The following is a 17,534-nucleotide window of genomic DNA, read 5'->3' on the forward strand; positions in this document are numbered from 1 at the left end:
GCCTTATTCCTGGAGCCACTGTGACAACCCCCTTCCAGCACGAACCCGGATCGGCCACAGGTCCGGTGCCACCCCCGCAGTGCCCCGCGCACGGCATGGGCATCGGACCCGGCGGCCTACGCAGGCTGTACGGCTCCGAGGCCGAAGCGGACCCGGCGGGTCTGTACGAGAAGCTGCGTGCCGAACACGGCACGGTCGCACCAGTCCTGATGCACGGGGACGTCCCCGCATGGCTGGTGCTCGGACACAGCGAGAACCTCCACATGACCCGCACCCCCTCGCAGTTCTCCCGCGACTCGCGCCGTTGGCGTGCCCTGCAGGAGGGCAGTGTGGCCGCTGACCACCCGCTCGCCCCGGTCTTCACCTGGCAGCCGGTGTGTTCGTTCGCCGAAGGCGCCACCCACGAACGCCTGCGCGGCGCGGTCACCGACAGCATGGCGCGCATCGACACCCGTGGCGTGCGCCGCCATATCAACCGTTACAGCAACCGGCTCGTCAACGACTTCTGCAAGGAAGGCCGGACCGAGCTGGTCAGTCAGTTCGCCGAGCGACTGCCGATGATGGTGATGTGCGCGATCATCGGCATGCCGGAGGAGTACAACGACCGCTTGGTACAGGCTGCCCGTGACATGACACGAGGCTCGGAGACCGCCGTAGCCAGCAACGCCTACATCATCGGCGCGCTGGACCGGCTGGTCCAACGCCGCCGGGAGGCGCCCGCCGAGGACTTCGCCACCTGGCTGGTCGAACACCCCGCCGAACTCACCGACAAGGAGGTCAGCGAGCACCTGCGGGTGGTTCTCGTCGTCGCCTACGAGACGACCACCAACCTGATCGCCAACGTGCTGCGCATGGTTCTCACGGACCCGAGGTTCCGGGCCAGGCTCAGCGGCGGGCACATGACCGTACCCGAGGCGGTCGAGCAGACGCTGTGGGACGAGCCGCCGTTCACCTCGATCCTGGGGCGCTGGGCGGTGGGCGACACCGAGCTCGGCGGGCAGCAGATCAAGGCCGGCGACGCCCTCATCGTCGGTATCGCGCCGGCCAACACGGATCCCGTGGTGCGCCCCGACCTCACCGCCAGCATGGAGGGCAACCGCGCCCACCTGGCCTTCAGCAGCGGTCCTCACGAGTGCCCCGGCCAGGACATCGGACGCGCCATCGCCGACGTAGGCGTCGACGCCCTCCTGATGCGCCTTCCCGACCTGGAACTCAGCGTCGACGAGAGCAAGTTGAGCTGGACCGGGAACTTCGTGTCACGGCATCTGGTGGACCTCCCGGCGAGCTTCGCACCCACCACGGAGCAGGAGATCGACGCCGAACCGCTGCCGGCGGTGTCCCGGGCCCGGTCGCAAGCCGACTGGGAGGTGTCGTCGCCCGCCGTCCCCCGGCGGGTCCCCGCCGGAGCGCCCACCGCCGAGCCGTACGGGCCCTCCGGAGAGGGGGCCGTCGTCCCGGCGCAGCGGAGCGGGCCGACGAAGGTCTGGCACGCCGTCCTGCGGTGGTGGAACGGACACTGACAGCGGCACCGTCCGCCGTTCCGGGTGCCCCGGACCCCCGGGTCCGGGGCACCGGGCTTCCCGCCCCGTACCATCGAGCAGCGTGAAGCTGACAATTCTTGGCGGCGGCGGATTCCGGGTCCCTCTCGTGTACGGGGCGCTGCTCGGTGATCACGCCGAAGGCCGCGTCTCGCGGGTGACCCTGTACGACACGGACGCGGACCGGCTCACCGCTGTGGCACGGGTCCTGGCCGAACAGGCGGCCGGCATCGACGACGCGCCGGCCGTCCTCGCGACCGGCGATCTCGACGAGGCCCTGCGGGGCGCGGACTTCGTCTTCTCCGCGATCCGGGTCGGCGGCCTGGCAGGCCGCGCGGCCGACGAACGCGTCGCGCTCGACGAAGGTGTCCTGGGCCAGGAGACGGTCGGGGCCGGAGGCATCGCCTACGGGCTGCGCACCGTTCCCGTCGCGACGGACCTCGCCCGGCGTATCGCCCGGCTCGCGCCCGACGCGTGGGTCATCAACTTCACCAACCCGGCCGGCCTGGTCACCGAGGCCATGGCCCGGCACCTCGGCGACCGGGTCATCGGCATCTGCGACTCGCCGGTGGGACTCGGCCGCCGGATCGCCCGGGTCCTGGGCGCGGACCCGGACCGTGCCTGGATCGACTACGTCGGACTCAACCACCTCGGCTGGGTCCGCGGTCTGTGGGTCGGTGGCCGCGACGAGCTCCCGCGCCTGCTCGCGGACCCGGCGCTGCTCGGCTCGTTCGAGGAGGGCAGGCTCTTCGGCCCCGACTGGCTGAGCTCGCTCGGAGCGATCCCCAACGAATACCTGCACTACTACTACTTCAACCGGGAAGCGGTCCGCGCCTACCAGGACGCCGAACAGACCCGCGGCGCCTTCCTCCGCGACCAGCAGGAGGGCTTCTACGCCCGGATGAAGGACCCGGCCGCCCCGCCGCTGGCCACCTGGGACCGTACGCGTGCCGAACGCGAGGCGACGTACATGGCGGAGAACCGGGACGTGGCCGGGGCCGGTGAGCGCGAGGAGAGCGATCTCGAGTCCGGCGGCTACGAGCAGGTGGCCCTCGCCCTGATGCGGGCCGTCGCCCGCAACGAACGGACCTCCCTGATCCTCAACGTCCGGAACCGGGGCACCCTCTCGGTGCTCGACGCGGAGGCCGTCATCGAGGTGCCGTGCCTCGTCGACGCCAACGGTGCGCATCCCGTCGCCGTGGACCCGCTCCCGTACCACGCGGTCGGGCTGGTCACAGCGGTCAAGGCCGTGGAACGGGCGGTGCTCGAAGCCGCGGAGAGCGGATCACGGGCGGCGGCCGTACGGGCCTTCGCCCAGCACCCGCTGGTCGACTCGGTCTCCGTGGCCCGACGTCTGGTCGAGGGATACACCAGGGTCCACCCGGGGCTCGCCTATCTCGACCGGCCGTGAGCGGGGTCAGCCGTTTCCGGACGCCAGGAGTTCGCGGGCGGGTACGAACTCCCAGCGGCGCACAGGCCTGCTGCGGGGCGACGGGTCAGGAAGCGGGCACGGCCCTCGGCCGGCCGGGCGAATCCCAGGACGGCACGACACCCATGACCTGGCACACCATGAGGAAAAGAGGAATGGGCGGCGTGTAAGGCGTACGGCTGTCCGGCGCGTGGATCAGCCGGGGGCGCCCGGCGGGGACGTAGGCCCCGGTGGCGTACGACGCCTGCTCCGGCCAGTCCAGATCGAGATCCGAACCCGACGGGACGATCCACCACCACTGCTCGGCATCGGCGAACACGCATCCGGCGCGAGGCAGATGAGACATCAACCGGAATCCGTACTGTGCGGGCACACCCACCGCGTCGCAGCCGAGACTCGCCGACAGCGCGGGCGGGAGGGGCAGTCGGACCCGGCCGGGTTGGCCCTCCTCCTGCACGGGACGGGCGCGACGCGCGCCGAGCAGGTGGGAGAGGGCGTTCCTCAACATGCCTGCTCCGGGCCGTACGGCAGTTCCGCCCATACGATGCGCCCCGAGTGGTTCCCCGCGTCGTGGGATCCCCAGGCGGCACTCATGGAGTCGACGAGCAGCAGCCCGCGCCCGTGTTCGCCGTCGGCGGTCAGTGACAGCCGGGGGCCGCCGGGCTGATGGCCCTGGTCCTGTACGGAGACGCGCAACCGGCCGTCGCGGCACCGGAGCTCGCAGACGACCCGGGCGCTCGCGGTGTGCACCACCGCGTTCGTGACCAGCTCGGACACGATCAGCACCGCGGCGTCGTAGACGTCCCCGGTCAGTCGCCAGTCCGCCAGCCGGGCTCGCGTCAGGCTCCGGGCACCGGCGACCGACTCGGGGTGCGCCGGCAGCGCGAAGCAGTAACGGAGCGCTTCCGCCCCGGGGCTGAGGTCCATGAGCCGGGGGATGAGCGCACTGCCAGGTGCCACGACCGATTCCTCACAGTGGGGGCTGCGTCACGCTTCGCACCACGCCGAAATGGAGTGGACGCGACCACGCGAACTTGGTTCGGTCACCAACTCTCCCTCTGACATGAACACTTGGCAAGAGGCACTCTGAAAAATTCAGAGTGACTGTGTCCCTGGAGGCGTGCGCATGGCAGACTGCTGGCACACAGCGCATCGGGAGGTCTGAAGTGAGCGAACCGCGGTCCGCCCCGACCGTGGGCCAGGTCGTTCTCGGCAAGCGCCTGCAGGATCTGCGGGAGCGTGTCGGCCTGAGCCGCGACCAGGCGGCGAAGGTGCTCCGTGTCGCCCCGGGGACCATACGCAGGATGGAGACCGCCGAGGTCGGGCTGAAGATCCCGTACGTCCAGCTCCTCCTCAAGGCCTACGGAATCACCGACGCCGAGACCGACGCCTTCGTCGAACTCGCCGAAGAGGCCAACAAGCCCGGTTGGTGGCAGCGCTTCCACGACGTGCTGCCCGACTGGTTCAGCATGTACGTCAGCCTGGAAGGTGCCGCGAGCCTTCTGCGTACGTACGAGCCGCACTTCGTCCCCGGTCTGCTGCAGACCGAGGACTACGCGCGCTCCGTCCTGCGCACCGGTGCCGTCGGCCAGACCCGGCCGGCGGACATCGAGCGCCATGTGGCGCTGCGGATGGAGCGGCAGTCGCTGCTCACCAAGGCGGAGGCGCCGAAGCTGTGGGTGGTGATGGACGAGACGGTCCTGCGCCGCCCCGTCGGCAGCCCCGACGCCATGCGGGCCCAGATCGACCGGCTGCTCGAAGCGACCGACCTGCCCCATGTGACGCTGCAGATCGCGGAGTTCGCGACCGGCCACCACCCGGGCACCTACGGCCCGTTCGTCCTCTTCCGCTTCGCGGTCCCCGAACTCCCCGACATGGTCTACACCGAGTACCTGACAGGCGCCGTCTACTTCGACGCGCGCCCCGAGGTGGCTTCCTACCTCGAGGTCATGGACCGAATGGCGGCGCAGGCCGCAACTGCACAACGCACGAAGGAAATCCTCAGGGACTTCCGCGAGGAGCTGTGATGAACCACATATACAACGGCATGCCGGCCGCCGACCTCGGCACCGAAGGCTGGTACAAGCCGTGGAGCGGTGGTAACGGCGGCAATTGCATCGAGGCCATGAAGCTGGCCGACGGCAGGGTGGCGGTCCGGCAGTCCGCGGACCCCGACGGCCCCGCGCTCATCTACTCCAACGGCGAGATCGCCGCCTTCATCCAGGGCGCCAAGGCCGGGCAGGCCGACTTCCTTCTCACCTGACACCCCGTCACATACGCTCGCACCACGCGCTGTTCGCCGAATCAACGACCAACGGAGTGCGTCATGACCGGGCACGGATCCCAGGCAGTCGAGATCGACACGAGCAAGCCGCATCCGGCACGGATGTACGACTGGTTCCTCGGCGGCAAGGACAACTACCCGGTCGACGAACAGATGGCCCAGCAGCTGCTCGCCCTGGACACCCGAGGCCGTGACATGGCCCGGGTCAACCGGGCCTTCATGCACCGGGCCACCCGCTGGCTCGCCGAGAACGGCGTGCGCCAGTTCCTCGACATCGGCTCCGGCATACCCACCGAGCCGAATCTTCACCAGATCGCCCAGCAGACCGCCCCTGACGCGCGCGTCGTCTACTGCGACCACGACCCGATCGTGCTCGCGCACGCGGCGGCGCTGCTTCGTTCCACCCCCGAGGGCGCCACCGAGTACATCCAGGCCGACGCGCGACGGCCCGACGCCATCCTGGAAGCGGCCGGCGAGGTTCTCGACTTCGACCGGCCCATCGCGCTGTCCCTCCTCGCGCTGCTGCACTTCGTGGACGACGAGGACGGCGCCGCCGAGCTCGTCGACCGGCTCGTGGAGCGGCTCCCCTCCGGTAGCTACCTGGTGCTCTCGCACACCACAGGTGACTTCGACCCCGAGGGCGCGGCCAAGGCCCGTGCCATGTACCGGACGCGGGAGATGACCCTGCGCCCCCGCTCCCGCGCCGAACTCACCACCTTCTTCCACGGCCTCGAGCTCGTCGAGCCGGGCGTCTCGCTCTCGGCGGACTGGCGTCCGGAGCTCGGCGAGGTCATCGAGGTCCCCGGCGACGAGCCGATCCCCGGCTACGCGGGCGTGGCGCTCAAGCGCTGAACCGTACGGGGCGGGCCGGCTCCGCTCCCGGACGGCAGGTCACAATGGGCCCATGTCACGACGCACCTCACGCCCCCGCCGGACGGCCGCTCCCCAGCCGGGACCCCCGCGGATCAGCTCGGCGGCACCCTGCCCGTGCGGCCTGCAGGCGTCCTACGGGGACTGCTGCGGCCGGCTGCACGCCGGCACCGTCGCGGCCTCGACGTGCGAGGCGCTGATGCGCTCGCGGTACGCGGCCTTCGTCGTCCAGGACGCCGGGTACCTGCTGCGCACCTGGCACCCGGAGTCCCGCCCGCCGGCCATCGACTTCGACCCGGCGATGCGCTGGGAGCGGCTGGAGATCCTGGCGACCACCGAGGGCAGCGCCTTCCACACCACCGGTACGGTCACCTTCCGCGCCCACTACACCGACGGCGGCAGGCCCGGCTCGCTCCACGAACAGAGCCGCTTCGTCCGCGAGCAGGGCGCGTGGGTGTACCGGACGGCGGTCTTCGTCGAGTAGAGCTCCGCCCGGTCAGACCGCGGCCGTCGCACGCTCGGGCGGGGCCAGCTCCTGGGCCAGGTCCTCCGCGAGCAGCCGTTTGGCGATCATGTCGACCGCCGCCCGGAGCTGCCGGTCGTCGGGCCGGGCGCCGTCCTCGGCCAGCCGTTCGTTGAGCCAGCGTCCCCAGGCCTCCGAGATCGTCGCCGCTTCACGGCTGCCCGCCGCCGTATGGGTGAAGATCCGGCCGTCCCCGGTGAGATAGCCCTCCTCGATCATCCGGTCGAAGACGGGCACCAGCACCTCCGGCGGGATCCGGTGCCGTGCCGCGATCAGCCGGAGGCCCGCGTGGCCGACCATCCGGGTGAACAGGTCGACCTGCATCACGGCCCAGGCCCCCGCCATGTCGAGCCGGGTGTCCGACGCCGCGACGATCCGCCGGGCCGTATCGGGACCGGCCTGGTGCAGGATCCTGGCCACGGAGGATTCGAGCACCTTCGTCGCGTCCCCGGTGCTGGGCCGGGCGAAGCCGTCGCCCATGTCGGTCGAGCCCGCCCGGGCGCTGTCGCGTAGCTTCACCTGCTTCAGGAAGAGCGAGACGACGAATCCCAGCAGGGCCACCGGCACCGTCCAGAGGAACACGGTGTGCAGGGTGTCCGCGTACGCCTGGGCAAGGGGTGCGGTCTGTTCGGCGGGCAGCGCGTGTACGGCCTTCGGGTTCTCCGCGGCCCTGGCCAGCAACGCCGGGTCGCCGCCCGCCCGCGCCGCCTGCTCGACGCCCTGGGTGAGATTCGGCCGCAGCGCGTTGGCGTAGATCGTGCCGAACACCGCCGTGCCGAACGAGCTGCCCAGCGTGCGGAAGAACGTCACGCCGGACGTGGCGGTGCCGAGGTCCGAGTAGTCGACCGTGTTCTGTACGGCGATCGTCAGCACCTGCATCGACAGACCGATGCCGATGCCCAGCACCAGCATGTACAGCGACTCCAGCCAGACCCCGCTGCCCGGCCCCATCCGGGACAGCAGGTAGAGACCCGCCGCCATCACGAGTGAACCGATGACGGGGAAGAGACGGTAGTGGCCGGTCTTGCTCACCACGTTGCCGCTGAAGATCGAGGCGGCCAGCAGGCCCACCACCAGGGGCAGGGTCCGCACCCCGGACACGGTGGCCGAGTCCCCGTCGACGTACTGCAGATAGGTCGGCAGATAGATCATCGCGCCGAGCATGGCGAAACCCACGATGAAGCTCAGGACGGAGCACACCGTGAACACCGGATTACGGAACAGCCGCATGGGCAGCATCGGCTCCCTCGCCCGCGTCTCCACGACGCAGAAGAGCGCCAGGGCGACGAGGCCTCCGATGAACAGTCCGATGATGACCGGCGAGCCCCAGGCGTACTCGTTGCCGCCCCAGCTCGTGCCGAGGATCAACGCGCTCGCGCCGACGGCGACCAGCGCGATGCCCAGATAGTCGATGACAGGGCGTCCGGCCGCGCGCACGGAAGGGATGGTGCGGGCGGCGGCGATGACCACCACGATCGCGATCGGCACATTGACGTAGAACGCCCAGCGCCAGCTCAGATGGTCGGTGAACAGCCCGCCCAGCAGCGGTCCGACGACCGTGGCGACACCGAAGACCGCACCGATCGCCCCCTGGTACTTGCCCCGGTCGCGCAGCGGGATGACATCGGCGATCAGGGCCATGGCGGTGACCATGAGCCCGCCAGCGCCGATGCCCTGCAGACCCCGCCAGATGATCAGCAGCAGCATGTTCGACGCGAGGCCGCAGAGGAACGATCCGGTGACGAAGATGATCGCCGAGATCTGGAAGATCAGCTTCCGGCCGAAGAGGTCGCCGAACTTGCCGACCAGTACCGTAGCCACCGTCTCCGCCAGCAGATAGGCCGTGACGACCCACGACATGTGTTCCGCGCCGCCCAGGTCCGAGACGATCGTGGGGAGCGCCGTCCCCACGATCGTCTGGTCCAGCGCCGCGAGCAGAATGCCCATCACGATCGTGGCGAACACGACGTTCCGGCGCCTGCGGTCGAGGACGGGCGGCGCTGCGGCGCTCTGCGTGGCGGGGGCGGTCTCGCTGGCAGTGGTCACCCTCGCACCCTCACACCCGGCCCCGCCCCCCGCATGCCAGGTCGGGCCGGACGAGTCAGGCCAGCAGGTCCTGTACGGACGCCTTCATCCGGGCCACGAACGCCTCGCGGACCGCCTCCGGAACCCGGTCGAGCGACAGATACGGATTGAGGTCCTCCAGCTCGACGAGCAGCAGGCCGCCCTCCGGTGTCCGGCAGGCGTCCACCCGCTGGATGCCGTGCGTGAGGGAGTTCCACGCGACGAATCGGTGGGCGAAGTCCAGGTCCTCGGCGCTCGGTGCGTACGGTTCGAGCATCCAGCGCCTCTCCGTGTGCGGCGCGTGGAGCGCGTACTGGAAATCGTGGTCGACGAAGTAGAACGACACCTCGTAGCGGAAGTCGATCCGGGGCTGGACGAGCAGGGTGCCGTCGGCGCCCTCGGGAAGCTCCGGCTCCTCCGTGAACCGCAGCCCCACCGAGTCCGCACCCAGCTTGGGCTTGACCACATAGCCCGCCGACCGGGGGAGCAGCCCGAGATCCGCCGCACGGTCCACCGTCGGGATCACCGGGAAGCCGGCCCGGCTCAGGTCGACGAGATACTGCTTGCCCGCCATGTCCCCGCGCCCGTCGAGCGTGTTGTAGACCCGGGCCCCCGATTCCCGGGCGCGGGTCAGGAACGCGTCGTACGCCTCCTGGTGGTGCAGGACCGGACCGCTGTTGCGGACGACGACCGCGTCGAACCCGTCCAGCAGCGCCGCCGCGTCCCGGGGGTGGCAGAGCGCGATGTCGAAGGTGTCGCGCAGCCGGGACGTCAGGAAGATGTCCTCGTCGCAGTAGCGCCGCCCGCGCGCCTCGTAGGCGAGATCGGTGACGAACAGGACGGACGGGCGCGAGGCGTCGGACGTGGCGGTCAAGGAGACTCCCAGGGGGGTTCGACGGAGGGATATCGGTCAATGGCTCTGCCGGCGTGGCCCGTTCGACGTCGTGTACCACCTTGATTCCTGCCCCACAGGAGTCACACGTGTCCCAGGCGTCGCCACCGCCCGACATTCTCCCGCCTGCCTGCGCCGCCGATCACTACGGGGTCCACCTGCCGATGCGCGAGAGCGCACCCTTGAGGGCCACGGGGCTGGAGGACCACGAGCGCCGACTGGCCGAGCAGCCACCGGTCTTCTCCTGATGGTGCACAGTGGGTGCATGACGTGGACGGCACCGCAGATCGAGAGAACCACAGTCCTGAGCACTCTGGGCCTCCTGCCCGAGCGCCCGCTGCTGGAGGGCTGGCTGACCTGGCACAGGGAGACCCTGCTGGTCAAGTGCGCCGGCCTCGAAGCCGCCCGCCTGGCGACGGCGACCGTGGAGCCGTCGAACCTCACGCTTCTCGGTCTGGTCCGCCACATGGCGGAGATGGAGCGCTGGTGGTTCCGGCGCAGCTTCGCGGGCGAGCCCGTCGGCGAGGTCTTCGCCGGACCGTCGGACGGTGACGAGGGCTTCGACGGTGTGGACCCGGCGAACGCGGAGAGGGACTTCGAGCGATACCGGGCCGAGATATCGGCGTCCGACGCGGCGGTGGCCGGGCACGCCCTCGACGAGACCTTCTCGCTCACGTCCGGGGCAGGCCTCAGCCTCCGCGCGGTCCACCTGTTGATGATCCAGGAATACGCCCGGCACAACGGCCACGCCGACCTTCTGCGGGAGCGCGCCGACGGGACGACGGGCGACTGAACCGCTGCCCTGCACCGCCTGACAGCCGGCCCGGTTCGCCGACGCATCGCCTGCTACCGAAATGCCGCCCGCCCAAGGAAGACGCAGCAGTAACTGGCCGATGCGGCCGTTGCATCACCTGAGCCGGACTCAGGCGATGCGCGCGCACAGGTCGTCGGCGGACCCGTGAACCAGGTGCACCGACTTGTAGCCGGTGGCGCTGATGTCCATGGTGTACACGCCGTCCAGCACGTACAGACCCCGCGCCAGGTTTCCGGCGTCCTCGCCGACGCCCACCAGCACGGGGCCGGCGACGTACCACTTCTGCGAACCGTCCGTGTGGTGGTCGACGATCGCACTGCCGCCGACATCGGCGTCGTAGGAGGCGCCGGTGGCCGTATCGGTGACGCGGACGACGAGGTCACCGCGGTAGGCGACGCGGGAGGGCGAGCCGTCCGTGTGCCGGGCCAGGACCCGCTGCACCACCTCGTCCACCACGGGCTCGGTGTGCACGGGGACATCGCAGCGGGTACCCGCCGGCAGGTCGTACGGAGGAGTCGGGGCCGGCTCCCACCCGGCGGGCCCGGACGACGCGGACGCGGGGGACGTCCCCAGGGCCAGGGCTGCGAGAGCGGTCGCGGCAAGGAGTACGCGTCGCATGGAGCCTCCGTCGGGGAGGCACGACCGGCACGGCTGACCGCCTCCCCGTCCGGTCCGCCACACTGCACGATCGTGCCGCATCCGGCTCCTGATGTCAGCGGATGTGACGCCCCGAGATGGCCCGCGCGATGACCAGGCGCTGGATCTCGCTCGTGCCCTCGAAGATCGTGTAGATCTTGGCGTCGCGGTACATCCGCTCCACCGGGTGCTCCCTGCTGTAGCCCGCGCCGCCGAGCACCTGGACCGCCTTCTCCGTCGCGGAGACCGCGAGTTCACCCGCGCGGAGCTTGGACATCGAGCCCTGGCCGGCGTCGAAGGTGCGGTCGTTGCGGGCCATCCAGGCGGCCTGCCAGATCAGCAGGCGTACGGCCTCGATCTCCGTACGGATGTCGGCGAGGGCGAAGGCGATCGACTGGTTCTCGATGATCGGCCGGCCGAACGCCTCGCGCTCTCCGGCGTACTGCAGCGCGTACTCGTACGCGGCGCGGGCGATGCCCAGCGCCTGCGCGCCCACGGTGGGGCGGCTGACCTCGAAGGTGGCCATCGCCGCCTGGCCCTTGGCGGTGGTGCCCTCGCGGGCGCGGGCGAGGCGGGCGTCCAGCTTCTCCTTTCCGCCGAGCAGGCAGTGACCCGGCACGCGTACGTCGTCCAGGAAGACGTCCGCCGTGTGCGAGGCGCGCAGGCCGAGCTTCTTGATGGTGCGGCTCGCCGCCAGACCCTTCGTGCCCGGCGGGACGATGAACGCGGCCTGGCCGCGGGCGCCGAGCGCCGGATCGACGGAGGCGACCACCACGTGGATCTCGGCGATCCCGCCGTTGGTGATCCACGCCTTCTGGCCGGAGAGCACCCACTCGTCCTTGACCTCGTCGTACCGGGCCTTCGTCGTCATCGCGGAGACGTCGGAGCCTGCCTGGGGCTCGGAGACGCAGAAGGCGGCCACCTTGGGGTCGTCCTGGTCGCCGTAGCACTGCGGGACCCACTCGGCGAGCTGGTCGGGGGTGCCGGAGGCGAAGATACCGGCGACCGCGAGCGAGGTGCCGAACAGGGCCATGCCGATCCCGGCGTCACCCCAGAACAGTTCCTCGTTGGCGATCTGGAGGGAGAGGCCGCTGGGGTCCCCGTACATGTCGGCGAGCGATTCGAAGCCGTACAGGCCGATCCTGGCGGCCTCCTGGATGACCGGCCACGGGGTCTCCTCCCGGGCGTCCCATTCGGCTGCCGCGGGGCGCACCACCTGGGCGGCGAAGCCGTGCACCCAGTTGCGCAGGTCCTGTTGTTCCTCGGTCAGGGCGAGGGAGAAGTAGCTCATGGGCTCAGGCCTTCGGGATGTCGAAGTAGCGGGTCAGGCCCGAGGCCAGGCCGACGTCACCGGCGACCTTCAGCTTGCGCATCATGAACATCGTCACGGGATTGCCGTTGCCGGAGACCAGCTTGAGGAACTCGGCGTCGCTCATCACCAGCGTCGCACGGGGCTCGGCGTCGGAGCGGCCCGGACTGACCGTGCAGGTGCCGTCGGCTATGGAGGTCTCGTAGACCTCCTCGCTCTCGCCGGTGATCTTCCAGCGGATCAGGGCCTTGAGCGGGCCGGCCGCCTCGGGGCGGAACTGCTGCCGCATCCGGCCGAAGACCTCGCTCAGTACCCGGGCGCGCAGGTCGCCGCGCATGACCTCGCCGAGCTGCTGGGCGGACAGGCCCTTGACGATCCGTGCGAACTCCTCCGGGGAGACGGCGGTGAAGTCGAGCCCGGACAGTTCATCCGTGAGGTTGCCGCTGTTGTCGGCCACGCCAAATCCTTACTCAAGAGTAAACTTACTTCTGAGTAAGGTAAGGCGGCCGCTGCCGCTCCGCAAGCAGGTGTCACCAGGCGTCGTCCGGACGCACCGCGAGGTACGGGTGGTGGGCGGAGAGCAGCTTGTTGGCCCAGGCGAGCTCGGACAGTGCCTGCTCGCGGTCGGCCTGGTCCTCGATGTCGAGCCTCGGCCCCCGGAACCTGCGCACCTCGCGGGCGGCGCAGTCGGCGTCGAACTCCGCCTGGAGGATGTGAGGCGGGGTGCAGGACCCGATCAGTGCGGCGACCCGGTCGGGGATCGGCACGGGGACGAGGAGGTGCGAAGCGGTCATGTGGTTCCCTCTCGGATGGTCGGCCAGGAGGTGGTGCTCCGCGGCGACCGGTGGGCCACCGCTCCTCCCTATGTAACGGGACGCAGTTCCGGGTTTCTTGTTGAGAACGTCTCCGTGTCGCAACCGTTTGGGACTGACCGTCTATTTCGCGTTACCTGGCGGTAAGTTGACTCGGCTCGAAGCGTGTGAAGCGGATTCAGTTGAGGGATTGGCCGCTGCGGATCCTTAACTGCGTGGCGCGCAGGACGGCTTCGGTCGCGAAGCGGCTCTCGGGATCGGTGAGCTGCTCGCCGAAGATGGCTTCCAGACTGCGCATCCGGTAACGGACCGTCTGGGGATGGACGTCGAGCAGCTCGCCCATCTGGGCGGCGGTGCCGCGGGTGTCGAGCCAGATCCGCAGCGTCTCGATCAGCCGCTCGCGCCGGGTGGCGCTGATGTCCGCGACGGCGGCCAGTTCACGCTCGGCGAGCTGGTCGAGGAGGGCGAGGTCGGAGAGGAGCCACAACGTGACGAGGTGGTCCTCGCAGTGGATGACGGGCGCGTCGTCGATGACCCCGGCGTCGACCAGTTCGAGGACGCGGCGGGCCCAGCGGATCGAGTCGGCGGCGAGGGCGGTCGGCACGGTCAGTCCGATGGCCGCACCGCCACCGGGGACCGTCCGGCCGAGCATCTCGCTCCGTGCGTCGTCCATCGGGCCGGGGATCAGCAGGTGTGGCTGCGGATCCCCGGGGTCGATCAGGACGTCATGGTCCGCGCTGATCCGGTCGAGGCCCGCGGGGGCGCGTACGGCGACGAGCGTGACCTGTTCGGGGAGTGTCCATCCGGTCTGCTCGCAGAGCTCGGCGATCGCGCTGCGGGGCACCGGCCTGCCGGAGAGGATCAGATGCAGCAGCCGACGGCGTACCGCCTCGCTCTGCTGGTCGGACTGGGCCTGCACTTCCAGAAAACCTTCGCGGGACAGCGACTCGAGCTCGTCCACATAGGCGAACAGCGCGTCGGCGAAGCTGAGCATCAGAGCCGGCGAGAAGTTGTAACTCCGGCCCACCTTCTTCGCCCGCCGCAGCGCGACGCGTGCGCCCAGCCGGTACGCCCCTTGGAGCGCGTCCATGGTGCGGCCCTCGTACGCCTCGAATCTGCCGAATCTTCGGCACATGTCGTCGCGCAGCACCGTGGGGGCCGAGGGCTCGGCGACCAGGTCGACGAAGGAGGAAAGGCTCTGCTCGACACCCATGCGGATGGACGTGCCGTTCGGGCCGTTCAGCAGGCGCGCGTACTCCGGATAGGCGCGGGTCACTTCCATGCCTATCTCTTTGATCAGGCTCGGCAGTTCGGGCCGCATGATCGCGGCGAACTCCTGAGGGAGGGGCCCCAGCGGGTCTCCGGTGTCCAGCGGCTGGATAAGTCTCGGCATGACCATCCCCTTGCTTTCCTGGGCCCGGCGTGGATGGAACGTGTGGGGGGAAGCGCTCCCACGGACCGAGGTGTATACCAACATCGGCGCCGAAGATAGACCACGTCGGGCGGGGTGCACACCGTCTGGACGAGATCGACGTGCAAGGGGCGTGCAGGGTGGCCCTGTTGTGGGGCTTCGGCGCAGGTCGGGCGGGAAATGCTCACTTCCGGACAATGTTTTCGGCCGCGGACCGAGCCGTGGGTACCGACGAGTGTCCGGCGGCCGGACCGGACCGTCGAGCCGGCCGCACCGTGGCCGTCCCCAGAGATATTGCGCACCAAATGACAACTGCGCCACGTGAATTAGTGACCTGTTGACGAGGAAAAAAACTTGCCGAACCAATCTTGACCCACAGGATTGTGCTGGAAGTTTCCCGCAAGTAACGTCACGCCCTGTCACAGAATGTGTGTGGCTGAAAGAGCAGCACGGCCCCCCACGCAACGCGATTCATCGCGGCACTCCCTGCGCCTTTGCAGGAATTCGGGTGCTGTCCCCGCAACAGTGCACCCGCACTGTCGAATCGGAGGAAATCACTGTGCGCAACTCTCTGAGAAAGATCGCGCTGGCGGCCGGTGCCGCCGCCGCCGCTGTCACGCTCGGCGCCACCACCGCCAGCGCCGGCGTCGCCGCTCCGACCTGGACCGTCAGCCCCGCGCCCTCGCCGGTGCCGGTCTCGGCCACCTCCACCGGCACCGTCTCGCTCAGCCTCAACGGCATCCCGCTGACATGTACGTCATCGGCGGCCACGGCCGTTCTGCAGACCGCCTCCGGCACCTCGGACGTGACGGTCGGCACCATCGCCCCGCTGACCTGGAGCGGGTGCACCAGCCCGTTCGGCCCGGTGACGCCGACCGCGAACACCTCCCCGGCGTGGGCGCTGAAGGCGAACACCTACAGCGCCGGAACCACTGCCGGGTACATCTCCGGTGTGAAGGCCACGCTGTCGGTTCTCACCTGCACCTTCACGGTGACGGGCAACGTCACGGCCTCCTACAACAACAGCCTCGGCCAGCTCACGATCGGCAACAACGCCACCTACCAGCTGACCGTCGCGACCGCCTCCGCGGGCTGCGCCGGCATCGCGGCCGTGGGCCAGCACCCGACCTACACCGCCAAGTACAACGCGGTCAAGACGGGGACCACCATCAAGCCGACCATCGTGTACACCCCCTGATCCGGTCCCGATCCCGGTAAAGGGTGATCAGGGATCGCACGACGGGCCCGCCCGCCGTGCGATCCCCGGGCCGGGCAGGTGTGACGTTCGCCTGCAGGCGGCTCACCTGAGCCATCACTGTCGGGCCGACTCGTGGCGAAGTACGCCGACGCCACCGGCCGGCGGTGAGCGAGCGAGCGGCGGTCCGTCCATCGCGCGAGGCACGTCCGGTTGTCCGAGAAGGGGACATCGCCAGTGAAGGGGAGTCGTATGACGGCAACGCGCAGGCGCACGGCGCGTGGTGCGGCAGTGGCCACGGCTGTGCTGCTCGGGGGGATGATCCCCGGCGCGCAGGCTGCGTCCGGTATGCAGGAGATCGACGCGGAACTGGCCTACACGTGCGCCCTCCCGGAGGGCGAGCAGCCGGTGAAGGTTCGCATAGCCGTGAAGGTCCCCGAATCGGCTCAGGCCGGACAGGTGATCCAGCCCGAGGGGATGGCGCTGGACCTGACTCTGTCCGAGGCGGCGTCGGCCGGCCTGGCCGGCTCCGGAGCGGCGACCGTTGGCGCGGAAGCACAGCTCTCGGTCGAGGTCGCCCAGGGGGACCAGCACGCCCGGACGGAGTGGGTCGGGACGGCCGCCGAGCCGGCACCGGTTCCCGAGGCGGGCGAACTGACGCTGAGTACGGCGGGGAGTGTTCCCTACGTGAAACCCGGGGCGTCGGGCGACCTGTCGTTCAAGGTCTCCGCCCTCTCGGTGGAACTGGCCGTGAAGAAGGCTGACGGTGCTCCTGCGGAACCGCCGAGTCTCTCCGTGCAGTGCGCGGTGGACGCGGACCAGGAGACGACTGTGGCCACGGTGGGCGTCGATGGCGGTGCCGAAACGCCCACGCCCGGACCGTCCGCGTCCGATGAGTGGCCCGACGGCGACGAGGAGCAGGGAGAATCCGGCGCGCCTGAGGTCGGGGCGAGAGCGAAGGAGTCCGTGTCTGCTTCCGCGCCACCCTGCGTCGGGGACCCGATGAACGAGGACGGCCGTGACATGGTCGCCTACGTAGCCGGCTACGCGAACGTGACCAAGCTCGACGGCGCCACCAAGTTCCCCCCTGCCTGCGCACGGATCCATACGTATGACGGCGAGAACTATGTCGAGTATCCCTACGTACACGCGTACCTGAATGCGGCAATCGTGCTGGATTACAGGGGCAAGCCGCAACTGCCCCCCACTACGGGGACGTTCCTGACGTTCGGGTTCATGCCGACGACAGCGACGCTCGAGATGACGCAGATCCCTCCCGAGGCCGACTCGCCGGAGGACCGCAACGTGGTGTCCCACGGCATCACCGATCTTCTGAACGGTGGTTTCACCAAAACCACCACCACCGTCGATATGGACTTCGTCCTCAGGCTGTACGACGTGAAGGTCAACGGCGTTGCACTGGACGTGGGAAAGAGCTGCCGGACGGAGCGCCCGTTCCGGCTCGCCCTCGCCGGCCTGGGGACCTGGGACGCGGAGAAGGGCAACGAGGGCTACACCGTGGTGACAGGAGGGGAGCTGACGGGGTCGGTGACGATCCCGCCCTTCAAGGGATGCGGTGCGGATGAGGACCTGGACAGCGTCTTCACCGCGTCCCTCTCCGGATCTCCCGGATTCGTCAAGCAGATACAGGGGGCGCCTTGTGTCCCCTCGACCGGTTCTGCCTGTACGCCCGAGCACCAGCCACAGGACATCCCCAGGGCGACGCGCTGACCCTCGCGGTCACACCCGGCCATCAT

At 69.7% G+C, this 17,534-nt stretch carries 19 protein-coding genes; 10 read left to right on the plus strand and 9 right to left on the minus strand.

Going from position 1 to position 17,534, the window contains the following annotated elements; translation table 11 throughout:
- Positions 1–20 precede the first annotated feature (20 nt).
- Both ACFYQ5_RS31545 and ACFYQ5_RS31550 read left to right on the plus strand, forming a co-directional pair.
- Positions 21–1,520: a cytochrome P450 gene (locus ACFYQ5_RS31545; RefSeq protein WP_389202510.1), complete on the plus strand. Its 1,500-nt coding sequence runs from the start codon at positions 21–23 to the stop codon at positions 1,518–1,520.
- Between the two features lie 82 nt (positions 1,521–1,602).
- Positions 1,603–2,949: a 6-phospho-beta-glucosidase gene (locus tag ACFYQ5_RS31550; RefSeq protein WP_389202511.1), complete on the plus strand. Its 1,347-nt coding sequence runs from the start codon at positions 1,603–1,605 to the stop codon at positions 2,947–2,949.
- An 85-nt stretch (positions 2,950–3,034) separates the two neighbouring features.
- Here the strand turns inward: ACFYQ5_RS31550 and ACFYQ5_RS31555 are convergent, their stop codons facing one another.
- Positions 3,035–3,475 (minus strand): hypothetical protein, encoded by a 441-nt coding sequence (locus ACFYQ5_RS31555; RefSeq protein WP_389202512.1) that lies wholly within the window; start codon positions 3,473–3,475, stop codon positions 3,035–3,037.
- Complete coding sequence (locus ACFYQ5_RS31560) at positions 3,469–3,927, minus strand: ATP-binding protein (protein WP_389202514.1); 459 nt, start codon at positions 3,925–3,927, stop codon at positions 3,469–3,471. Before ACFYQ5_RS31560 ends, ACFYQ5_RS31555 begins: the two co-directional genes overlap by 7 nt.
- 206 nt (positions 3,928–4,133) lie before the next feature.
- On the opposite strand from ACFYQ5_RS31560, the gene ACFYQ5_RS31565 reads away from it, so the two are divergent.
- The 4 genes from ACFYQ5_RS31565 to ACFYQ5_RS31580 all read left to right on the plus strand — a co-directional run bounded on the left by ACFYQ5_RS31565 (position 4,134) and on the right by ACFYQ5_RS31580 (position 6,605).
- Positions 4,134–4,994 (plus strand): helix-turn-helix domain-containing protein, encoded by an 861-nt coding sequence (locus tag ACFYQ5_RS31565; protein ID WP_389202516.1) that lies wholly within the window; start codon positions 4,134–4,136, stop codon positions 4,992–4,994.
- Positions 4,994–5,230: a DUF397 domain-containing protein gene (locus tag ACFYQ5_RS31570; RefSeq protein WP_014049581.1), complete on the plus strand. Its 237-nt coding sequence runs from the start codon at positions 4,994–4,996 to the stop codon at positions 5,228–5,230. The genes ACFYQ5_RS31565 and ACFYQ5_RS31570 overlap by 1 nt, the downstream gene beginning before the upstream one ends.
- Positions 5,231–5,293: 63 nt before the next feature.
- The gene (locus tag ACFYQ5_RS31575; RefSeq protein ID WP_389202518.1) at positions 5,294–6,103 is read left to right on the plus strand and encodes an SAM-dependent methyltransferase; all 810 of its coding nucleotides are present in this window, start codon (positions 5,294–5,296) and stop codon (positions 6,101–6,103) included.
- Positions 6,104–6,155: 52 nt separating this feature from the next.
- Complete coding sequence (locus ACFYQ5_RS31580; protein ID WP_389202519.1) at positions 6,156–6,605, plus strand: YchJ family protein; 450 nt, start codon at positions 6,156–6,158, stop codon at positions 6,603–6,605.
- A gap of 12 nt (positions 6,606–6,617) precedes the next feature.
- On the opposite strand, the gene ACFYQ5_RS31585 is transcribed toward ACFYQ5_RS31580, so the two are convergent.
- Positions 6,618–8,690: an MDR family MFS transporter gene (locus ACFYQ5_RS31585; RefSeq protein ID WP_389202520.1), complete on the minus strand. Its 2,073-nt coding sequence runs from the start codon at positions 8,688–8,690 to the stop codon at positions 6,618–6,620.
- A gap of 55 nt (positions 8,691–8,745) precedes the next feature.
- A complete protein-coding gene (locus tag ACFYQ5_RS31590; RefSeq protein WP_389202522.1) occupies positions 8,746–9,582 on the minus strand; it encodes a hypothetical protein in 837 nt (278 codons plus the stop codon).
- Positions 9,583–9,689: 107 nt separating this feature from the next.
- On the opposite strand from ACFYQ5_RS31590, the gene ACFYQ5_RS31595 reads away from it, so the two are divergent.
- Entirely contained in the window at positions 9,690–9,848 is a 159-nt protein-coding gene (locus ACFYQ5_RS31595) for a hypothetical protein (RefSeq protein WP_389202524.1), read from the plus strand.
- Positions 9,849–9,865: 17 nt separating this feature from the next.
- Entirely contained in the window at positions 9,866–10,393 is a 528-nt protein-coding gene (locus ACFYQ5_RS31600) for a DinB family protein (RefSeq protein WP_389202525.1), read from the plus strand.
- A 129-nt stretch (positions 10,394–10,522) separates the two neighbouring features.
- On the opposite strand, the gene ACFYQ5_RS31605 is transcribed toward ACFYQ5_RS31600, so the two are convergent.
- The 5 genes from ACFYQ5_RS31605 to ACFYQ5_RS31625 all read right to left on the minus strand — a co-directional run bounded on the left by ACFYQ5_RS31605 (position 10,523) and on the right by ACFYQ5_RS31625 (position 14,564).
- A complete protein-coding gene (locus ACFYQ5_RS31605) occupies positions 10,523–11,032 on the minus strand; it encodes a hypothetical protein (protein WP_389202527.1) in 510 nt (169 codons plus the stop codon).
- A 94-nt stretch (positions 11,033–11,126) separates the two neighbouring features.
- On the minus strand, positions 11,127–12,341 hold the full coding sequence (locus ACFYQ5_RS31610) for an acyl-CoA dehydrogenase family protein (protein ID WP_389202529.1): 1,215 nt from the start codon (positions 12,339–12,341) through the stop codon (positions 11,127–11,129).
- A 4-nt stretch (positions 12,342–12,345) separates the two neighbouring features.
- On the minus strand, positions 12,346–12,816 hold the full coding sequence (locus ACFYQ5_RS31615; RefSeq protein WP_389202531.1) for an SCP2 sterol-binding domain-containing protein: 471 nt from the start codon (positions 12,814–12,816) through the stop codon (positions 12,346–12,348).
- Between the two features lie 73 nt (positions 12,817–12,889).
- Entirely contained in the window at positions 12,890–13,153 is a 264-nt protein-coding gene (locus tag ACFYQ5_RS31620) for a hypothetical protein (RefSeq protein ID WP_389202533.1), read from the minus strand.
- Positions 13,154–13,349: 196 nt separating this feature from the next.
- Entirely contained in the window at positions 13,350–14,564 is a 1,215-nt protein-coding gene (locus ACFYQ5_RS31625; protein ID WP_389202534.1) for a helix-turn-helix domain-containing protein, read from the minus strand.
- Between the two features lie 577 nt (positions 14,565–15,141).
- Between ACFYQ5_RS31625 and ACFYQ5_RS31630 the strand changes: the two genes are divergently transcribed.
- Complete coding sequence (locus ACFYQ5_RS31630; protein WP_389202536.1) at positions 15,142–15,780, plus strand: hypothetical protein; 639 nt, start codon at positions 15,142–15,144, stop codon at positions 15,778–15,780.
- Between the two features lie 249 nt (positions 15,781–16,029).
- On the plus strand, positions 16,030–17,508 hold the full coding sequence (locus ACFYQ5_RS31635; RefSeq protein ID WP_389202537.1) for a DUF6801 domain-containing protein: 1,479 nt from the start codon (positions 16,030–16,032) through the stop codon (positions 17,506–17,508).
- Positions 17,509–17,534: the final 26 nt, after the last annotated feature.

The organism is Streptomyces sp. NPDC005794, assembly GCF_042871445.1.
Lineage (GTDB): Bacteria > Actinomycetota > Actinomycetes > Streptomycetales > Streptomycetaceae > Streptomyces.

Excerpts from the sequence above, each read along its gene's own strand:
- ACFYQ5_RS31620 (WP_389202533.1), bottom strand. The coding sequence starts at position 13,153 with ATGACCGCTTCGCACCTCCTCGTCCCCGTGCCGATCCCCGACCGGGTC.
- ACFYQ5_RS31625 (WP_389202534.1), bottom strand. The coding sequence starts at position 14,564 with ATGCCGAGACTTATCCAGCCGCTGGACACCGGAGACCCGCTGGGGCCC.
- ACFYQ5_RS31605 (WP_389202527.1), bottom strand. The coding sequence starts at position 11,032 with ATGCGACGCGTACTCCTTGCCGCGACCGCTCTCGCAGCCCTGGCCCTG.
- ACFYQ5_RS31575 (WP_389202518.1), top strand. The coding sequence starts at position 5,294 with ATGACCGGGCACGGATCCCAGGCAGTCGAGATCGACACGAGCAAGCCG.
- ACFYQ5_RS31555 (WP_389202512.1), bottom strand. The coding sequence starts at position 3,475 with ATGTTGAGGAACGCCCTCTCCCACCTGCTCGGCGCGCGTCGCGCCCGT.
- ACFYQ5_RS31570 (WP_014049581.1), top strand. The coding sequence starts at position 4,994 with ATGAACCACATATACAACGGCATGCCGGCCGCCGACCTCGGCACCGAA.
- ACFYQ5_RS31600 (WP_389202525.1), top strand. The coding sequence starts at position 9,866 with ATGACGTGGACGGCACCGCAGATCGAGAGAACCACAGTCCTGAGCACT.
- ACFYQ5_RS31580 (WP_389202519.1), top strand. The coding sequence starts at position 6,156 with ATGTCACGACGCACCTCACGCCCCCGCCGGACGGCCGCTCCCCAGCCG.
- ACFYQ5_RS31635 (WP_389202537.1), top strand. The coding sequence starts at position 16,030 with ATGACGGCAACGCGCAGGCGCACGGCGCGTGGTGCGGCAGTGGCCACG.
- ACFYQ5_RS31610 (WP_389202529.1), bottom strand. The coding sequence starts at position 12,341 with ATGAGCTACTTCTCCCTCGCCCTGACCGAGGAACAACAGGACCTGCGC.